General features: G+C 61.2%; 8 protein-coding genes and 1 tRNA gene. 6 read left to right on the top strand and 3 right to left on the bottom strand.

The window, feature by feature from the left end; translation table 11 throughout:
• Nucleotides 1–43 precede the first annotated feature (43 nt).
• Nucleotides 44–120 (top strand) — tRNA-Ala (locus JST30_12565).
• 61 nt (nt 121–181) lie between these two features.
• On the opposite strand, the gene JST30_12560 is transcribed toward JST30_12565, so the two are convergent.
• Complete coding sequence (locus JST30_12560) at nt 182–1036, bottom strand: hypothetical protein (GenBank protein ID MBS1715158.1); 855 nt, start codon at nt 1034–1036, stop codon at nt 182–184.
• A 57-nt stretch (nt 1037–1093) separates the two neighbouring features.
• Here JST30_12560 and JST30_12555 point away from each other — a divergent pair, with 57 nt between their 5' ends.
• The 4 genes from JST30_12555 (at nt 1094) to JST30_12540 (ending at nt 2958) form a co-directional block, all read left to right on the top strand.
• Nucleotides 1094–1588 carry a hypothetical protein gene (locus JST30_12555; protein ID MBS1715157.1) on the top strand — a complete coding sequence of 165 codons (495 nt, stop codon included), beginning with the start codon at nt 1094–1096 and terminating at the stop codon, nt 1586–1588.
• Nucleotides 1589–1606: 18 nt separating this feature from the next.
• Nucleotides 1607–1987: a VOC family protein gene (locus tag JST30_12550; protein MBS1715156.1), complete on the top strand. Its 381-nt coding sequence runs from the start codon at nt 1607–1609 to the stop codon at nt 1985–1987.
• Nucleotides 1988–1989: 2 nt separating this feature from the next.
• Nucleotides 1990–2370, top strand: a complete 381-nt coding sequence (locus JST30_12545; GenBank protein ID MBS1715155.1) for a TfoX/Sxy family protein — start codon at nt 1990–1992, stop codon at nt 2368–2370.
• A gap of 126 nt (nt 2371–2496) precedes the next feature.
• A complete protein-coding gene (locus JST30_12540; protein MBS1715154.1) occupies nt 2497–2958 on the top strand; it encodes a DUF1801 domain-containing protein in 462 nt (153 codons plus the stop codon).
• Here JST30_12540 and JST30_12535 read toward each other — a convergent pair.
• Nucleotides 2955–3488: a GNAT family N-acetyltransferase gene (locus tag JST30_12535; GenBank protein MBS1715153.1), complete on the bottom strand. Its 534-nt coding sequence runs from the start codon at nt 3486–3488 to the stop codon at nt 2955–2957. The two genes, JST30_12540 and JST30_12535, sit on opposite strands and share 4 nt — an antisense overlap.
• Before the next feature lie 96 nt (nt 3489–3584).
• On the opposite strand from JST30_12535, the gene JST30_12530 reads away from it, so the two are divergent.
• On the top strand, nt 3585–5399 hold the full coding sequence (locus JST30_12530; GenBank protein MBS1715152.1) for a glycoside hydrolase family 32 protein: 1815 nt from the start codon (nt 3585–3587) through the stop codon (nt 5397–5399).
• A gap of 82 nt (nt 5400–5481) precedes the next feature.
• On the opposite strand, the gene JST30_12525 is transcribed toward JST30_12530, so the two are convergent.
• Nucleotides 5482–6237, bottom strand: a complete 756-nt coding sequence (locus tag JST30_12525) for a hypothetical protein (protein MBS1715151.1) — start codon at nt 6235–6237, stop codon at nt 5482–5484.
• Between the last annotated feature and the right edge of the window lie 3 nt (nt 6238–6240).

Genomic DNA, 6240 nt, shown 5'->3' with positions numbered 1-6240 from the left:
GTACCGGGCGTCCAGCCTCCGGGGTACATTCTCGGCCCCAGGCGCTCCCGTCGTCTAGCGGTTCAGGACAGCGCCCTCGCACGGCGAAGATCGCGGGTTCGAATCCCGTGGAGAGTACCAACCCCCTTTCAAGCCGTTTCAGCGATCTGGGCACACGCCCATGGCCGCTGTCGACAAGCGGTCACACGTCTCGGTTGAAGCGGACACGAGGATCGAAGTCCACTTCCTGAAGGCTTTTCATGCTCTTCAGCCATAGCCCTTCAAAACCGCGTGCCAGGGGGTCTGCTAGCTCCTTGGACCTCATCATCAACGAACCGAAACGGCGTTCGGACAGGAACGGGTTGTCCAGGCTCAAAATCACCGTTTCGCGGTCCACGACATGGAACGGGTGGCCGAGTAACCCGGCATAGCGGACACCGGTCGTCGAACGTAGCTCTGCCCTGAACTCCCTCAAGAACTCCTTTAACCCAGTCGCATCGCGAGGCCCGAAGCCGAAGACGATCCTGTGTGCGATCCCCCGCGACTCCAGGTTCTTTCGGACCGAGCGGAGCACGTTCACTCCCTCGGCCTTCGCTTTCCGGATCGCGTCAAGGTCGGGCGATTCCAGGTAAGAGACGATCTCCGAAGACGCGGACGCCAAGAGGGTCAAGTGCCGTTGCACGTGCTGGTACGCACCCATCGCTACGTCGGTGAAGGCGGACGCGGGCTGGTCGGCTCCTTGGGCCCGTTTGATCGCGGCCACGAGGCCCGCGGCCTCTTCCGCCCGTGCTTCTGCCTGAGAGTGCACGATCTCTGAAATCCGCCCGACGACGTCCTCGACGGAATGCGCGGCGAATTGTCGTGGACGGGACCGCTGGACGCTGATCAGGCCGAGCTTGGCGAGCTTCTCCGTGGCCGAGTAGATTTTTGAACTCGGGACATCGCCGTCCGTGCACAGGGTCGCCGCGTCTGCGACCCCGCGCTTAAGGAGCGCGATCAATGTTTGGCGCTCGTACTGTGTCAGTCCGACGCACGCGAGGACCTCAAAATCTTTCAAAAGCTACTCCCTACGGTAGTAGATTATGCACCTTGTTGCAAGGAAAACTATTCAGGCATGACAACCTCTGCCTTCGACCCCAGGAAGGACGTTCTCGACCGCCTGGCCTTCTCGCTTCAGCTTTTCGGTTCAGACCTTCGCTCGATGAGCGACGACGACTTGGCAGCCTGCTGTGGCGGCGCCTCCCGTTGTGGGTTCGACTTCGTCTACGAGATGGTAGGGTTTTTCGACACCTTCGCCGGCTTGCTGACCGACGGTCCGTCCCAGATCGAAGGGCCCCAAGGCGGATGGGTCAGGGCGCCGAAAGACTTCTGCCTAAAGGCGCCTGCCCTTGAAGCCCTGAGGATCCACGCTGAAAAATTCACTGCCGCGGTCCAAAACTACCAAGGCGACTTTGTCGCGGACGTTTTCCCTTCGCCGGTCGGCCCGTTCACCCCGCTGGGGATGGCCAATCTGGCGGTTTGGCACACCATGTACCACTCGGGGCAGTTGAACTACATCCAGACCGTCCGTGGCGACGTCGACTTCCATTGGCTTCCGGAGGCGGACTGAACCGTGCAAGCGTCCGTCATGCCGATCGTTTCGGTGACGTCCGTCGACGACACTCGTGACTTTTACGTCGAAAAACTTGGGTTCGACCATCTCATGGCCGTCGTCGGGAACGACGGACTGTTGGAGTTCTGCACGGTCTTGATGGAAGGAGGGCGGTTGATGTTCAATCGGGCCTCTGAAGAGACGCCCGGGATTCCCGCGACCCAGTTTTACATTCAGGTCTCTGACGTTCGTACGTACAGGGACCGGCTGACCGCTTCGGGCTTGGACCCGACTCCGCTCGAGGACATGTGGTGGGGAGACCGGGTCACGATCGTCGAGGACAACAACGGCATCAAGCTCTGGTTCTATCAGCAGGTCGGAGACGTTGTCCCTCCTGTCGGGATGAAAATCGTCTGACCATGCCGTTCAACCCCGCGCTCGCAGACCGGATACGCGCGGTCGTGCCGTCGCTCGCTCTCCTAGAAGGGGAGAAGCTCGGAGAGACGAAAATGTTCGGCGGCCTGTGCTTCACCCTCAACGGCAAGATGCTCGTCGGCATTGAAAGAGACAGGCTCGTCGTCCGAATAAGCGACGAGGACTATTCCCGCGAATTCCAGGCCGGTCGGGTCGCACCGATGGACTTTACGGGCCGACCTTTGAGGAATTTCGCCTACCTGGTCGAGGGGACGTTCGATAAGGCGTCGGACGTCTTGTTCTGGGCCGAAACGAGCGCCAGCTTTGTCCGAAAGCACATGCTGGCCAAAACTCCGAAAAAGCGGTCCACGTCGAAATCGACCTGACAAGAGCGGCCGAAGCGTGCGCACCGATTTCGGGTCCGACAAGCATTCAAGCACGCAGGACCCAAGTTCGTGCATAACCTGGATCAGTATCTTTTAGCTGGGCCTGAGTGCCGAACCGCGACGACCATGAACACTGAAGACCAGATCCGGGCTTACCTGGAATCGCTGACCGCACCGAAACAGCTTGAAATGGAACGGCTTCACGCCCGATTTCAAGAAGCGAGCCCAGGCTGCAGGCTATGGTTCACGGACGGTCGAGACGCCCAAGGCAAGGTGGTCGCCAATCCGAACATCGGTTACGGGCAGTGCACGATCCGGTACGCCGACGGCTCGACCAAGGAGTTCTATCGGATCGGCCTCAGTGCGAACACGGGCGGCATTTCGGTCTACGTGCTCGGACTGGACGACAAGGGTTTCCTGGCGAAGACCTTCGCGGACCGGATCGGTAAGGCCGCAGTGACGGGTTACTGCATCAAGTTCAAGCGCCTAGCGGACATCGACACCGACGTCCTCTTGGAAGCCGTCAAAGTCGGGTTCGGCGCCGACGGACATGACGAGGGCCGATCTCGATCGGGCGCGGCGGTCTAGAGTCCGAGAGCCGGGTTGACGAGGACAGTGTCGAAGGCCGGCCCCGATCCAGCGTTCCGGACCATGCCAAGGCGTCGAAGGATCGTGTTCGACGCTTTGTTCGTGGGGCTCGTTCCGGCGACGATCCGGTCGAGTCCGAGTACGTCGAACCCGTAGCGGACGAACGCACGGGCCGCTTCGGTCGCGAAGCCCTGGTCCCAATAGGGTCGAGCGATACAGTAGGCGAGGACGCCCGTTGTTTCGACGCTGGAGCCTCCTGGCTCCGGACGATAAAGGCCGCACCTCCCGATGTACGTGTCGTCCGCTTTCGATACGGTCGCCCAGAGCCTCATGGGACCGGGATCGTCATGTTCCCCCTGCATGACGTGCCCGAACGATTCTTCTGCCTGTTCGCGGGTCAACGGCAATCCGCCGCTCATGCGTCGGAACTCGGGATCCGCCATCATCGAGCAGTAGGCGCCGAGATCCTCAGGGACGTGCCTTCTGTACACGAGTCTTTCAGACTCTAGGATCGTCGCCGGAACGTCCACGGCCCATGATACCGACGCCCCTGGCACGGGCGAACTCGCGAGGGCCACGAGCGCACCGTCATTCGGCGCACGGTGGACGAAGTACCATCGGGGGCCATGCTGCTCGTCGCCCTCGTCGTCCAGGCCCTTGGGAGGGCGGCGGACTTGCCCTTGTCGGTCTTCGACACCGGAACGTACGGGAACTGGTCCCAGTCCGGAGACGCGTTCCGTCTCGGACCGGCCTCTGGGCCCAAGCTCGTCGAGCTCGAAATCCGGAACAATCGAGACAGGGCGGTGGCCTCGAGCGAGTTGGAAGGAGACCGGCCCACGGGAACCTTGACGTCACCCGAGTTTCAGATCGCAAGGCGCCATATCGCTTTCCGGATCGGCGGTGGCGACATGGCCGGTCAGACCTGCATCAACCTGATCGTCAAGGGTCGTGTCGTACGGACAGCGGCCGGGCACAGGAGCGACGTCCTGGCCCCGACCGACTGGGACGTCAAGGAGTTTCGCGGCGCCAAAGCTCGGATCGAAATCGTCGATCGGGCTACAGGAGACTGGGGCCATGTCAACATCGATCACTTGGTCCAGACCGACCGACCTGAAATGAGCGACTTCGACCGACCGCTTTATCAAGAACCGCTCCGGCCGTTGGTCCACGTGACGGCCCGCTACTGGAAAGAGCGGCGCCTCAACCCTGTGGAACACCAGGAAGGGTGGATCAACGACCTGAACGGCCTGATCTATTACGACGGCGAGTACCACCTCTTCGCCCAGCGTTGGGCGACGTGCTGGCTCCACTTCGTCAGTAAGGACCTGGTCCATTGGGAGGAGCTGGAGCCCGCCTTCTTTGAAGAGTCCTTGGGAAGCGGCGTCCAGTCCGGGACGTGCGTGATCGACGAAAACAACACGTCGGGACTTGGAAAGGACGGACACGTCCCGATGATCGCGTTCTGGTCACGGTTCGACAACAAGAGCCAGTGCTTCAGCTACAGCCTCGACCACGGCCGCTCGTGGAAGCCTGGCCCCAAGAACCCGTTCCTCCTCAAAGCGGAGCGCGATCCCAAGGTGTTCTGGTACGGCCCGGGCGGACATTGGGTCATGGTCATGTACGGGGAGGGCAGTTACCATGTCCTGAACTCCTCGAACCTTACCGATTGGACCGACACGGGTCATCCGATTCCGGACAGTTTCGAGTGCCCCGACATGTTCGAACTGCCGGTCGAAGGCGAACCCGGAACAAAGAAGTGGATCGTCGTCCAGGGGAACGGGCACTATTCGGTCGGTACGTTCGACGGAAAACGGTTCGTCCAAGAAGGAGAGCGACAAGTCTGCGACATCGGCCCGAACTTCTATGCCACGCAAACGTGGGCGAATACGGAGACGGGCGACGGGAGGCGGATCCAAGCCGCCTGGATGCGCGGATCGGTCTTTCCCAACATGCCGTTCAGTCAACAGGTGTCGTTCCCTTGCCGTTTGACGTTGCACCGGACGTCCGAAGGCTTCCGCCTCCACCGAGAGCCGATCAAGGAGCTGTCCTTGCTCCATGGCCGATCGAAGTCGGCGGGGCCGGTCACCTTGGAACCCGGTCGTCCCCATAAGCTCGCGGCCAAGGGAGAAGCATTCCGGCTCGTCCTTGACGTTTCCCTCGACAGAGGCGCCCGATTGGAGTTCGACGTGCGGGGCCAAAAGGTGACCGTCTCCGATGACGGCGTGACGAACGGGACGGCAGAAGGGCGCGTCGCCCGACCGGTCCGGCACCTTGAGCTGCTGATCGACCGTGGATCGATCGAGCTGTTCGTCAACCATGGCGAGCTCTCGTCGACCCGGTACGCGCTTTTCGACGGCGAGGGGATCACTGTGAGCGTTCTCGGTGGACGGGCGAACGTGAAGTCGGCACAAGTGACGGCGCTCAAAGCCATCTGGCGATAGGGCCGGCAGATCCCCTTTTCTTGAAAACACAGCGGCCCCGTCGACATGTTCGACGGGGCCGCTTGAGCAAGAACGTCTCTTGTCACTTGCAGTGGACTTGGACGTTGCCCTTGCTGAACGTCTTGCTGTAGCTGTAGACCAAAGCCCCCGAGTTCGGATCGTACACGTTGAATTCGGCGAAGTCCGAGCTTCCCGGTTCGCCGTTGTCGAAAACGTGGACGAAGAATCGGAGGTTACCGACACCGTTCAGTTTGCAGTAGCCGCTGAAGAAACCTTCGCTACAGCTCGGGGCGTAGACCCAATCGACGGACGAACTCTTGAAGTTCTTGCTGCCTGAGTGGTCCTGGAACTCCCAGTTTCCGCGCACGCTGCCGTTTCCTAGGACCTGTGCGACGAAACCCATGGTGTCCTTGCCGCCGTTGAGTTCGTACCAGCCGCCGCCCGTGATCTTTCCGAACGCGTCCGGCCGGACTGCACTGACGAACGCGACCGTCTGACAGCTGAGTTCTAATCCATTGAGATAGGTCGATGCGTGGACCGTGTAGGTCGCGTCGACGGGCGGGAACCAGGCGGCCGAGAAGTTACCGTTGACGTCAGGCGAAACGGTCAGGGTCGCGACGTCGTCGTCACCCGGGGTCGTGATCTCGATCTTGACCTGGTCGGCACCATTGACCGCGGTGCCGGTAAAGGTCACAAGGTCGTTGGCGTAGACGGTAGCGGAAATCGGTGCGCATTCGTCGTCACCGCCCCCTCCGCCCCCTCCACCGATGACGCCGATTCCGACGGCATGGCTCGCAACGGCTGCGAAGAGGAACGAAAGGATGCTCAAGACCTTCATGAC

Source organism: Armatimonadota bacterium (genome assembly GCA_018268395.1).
Lineage (GTDB): Bacteria > Armatimonadota > Fimbriimonadia > Fimbriimonadales > Fimbriimonadaceae > JAEURO01.
This window is presented reverse-complemented; position numbering and strand designations above follow the sequence as displayed.

What these genes read in the sequence shown, in the direction of transcription:
- JST30_12555 (MBS1715157.1), top strand. Translation starts at nt 1,094, where the DNA reads ATGACAACCTCTGCCTTCGACCCCAGGAAGGACGTTCTCGACCGCCTG.
- JST30_12550 (MBS1715156.1), top strand. Translation starts at nt 1,607, where the DNA reads ATGCCGATCGTTTCGGTGACGTCCGTCGACGACACTCGTGACTTTTAC.
- JST30_12545 (MBS1715155.1), top strand. Translation starts at nt 1,990, where the DNA reads ATGCCGTTCAACCCCGCGCTCGCAGACCGGATACGCGCGGTCGTGCCG.
- JST30_12540 (MBS1715154.1), top strand. Translation starts at nt 2,497, where the DNA reads ATGAACACTGAAGACCAGATCCGGGCTTACCTGGAATCGCTGACCGCA.
- JST30_12530 (MBS1715152.1), top strand. Translation starts at nt 3,585, where the DNA reads ATGCTGCTCGTCGCCCTCGTCGTCCAGGCCCTTGGGAGGGCGGCGGAC.
- JST30_12525 (MBS1715151.1), bottom strand. Translation starts at nt 6,237, where the DNA reads ATGAAGGTCTTGAGCATCCTTTCGTTCCTCTTCGCAGCCGTTGCGAGC.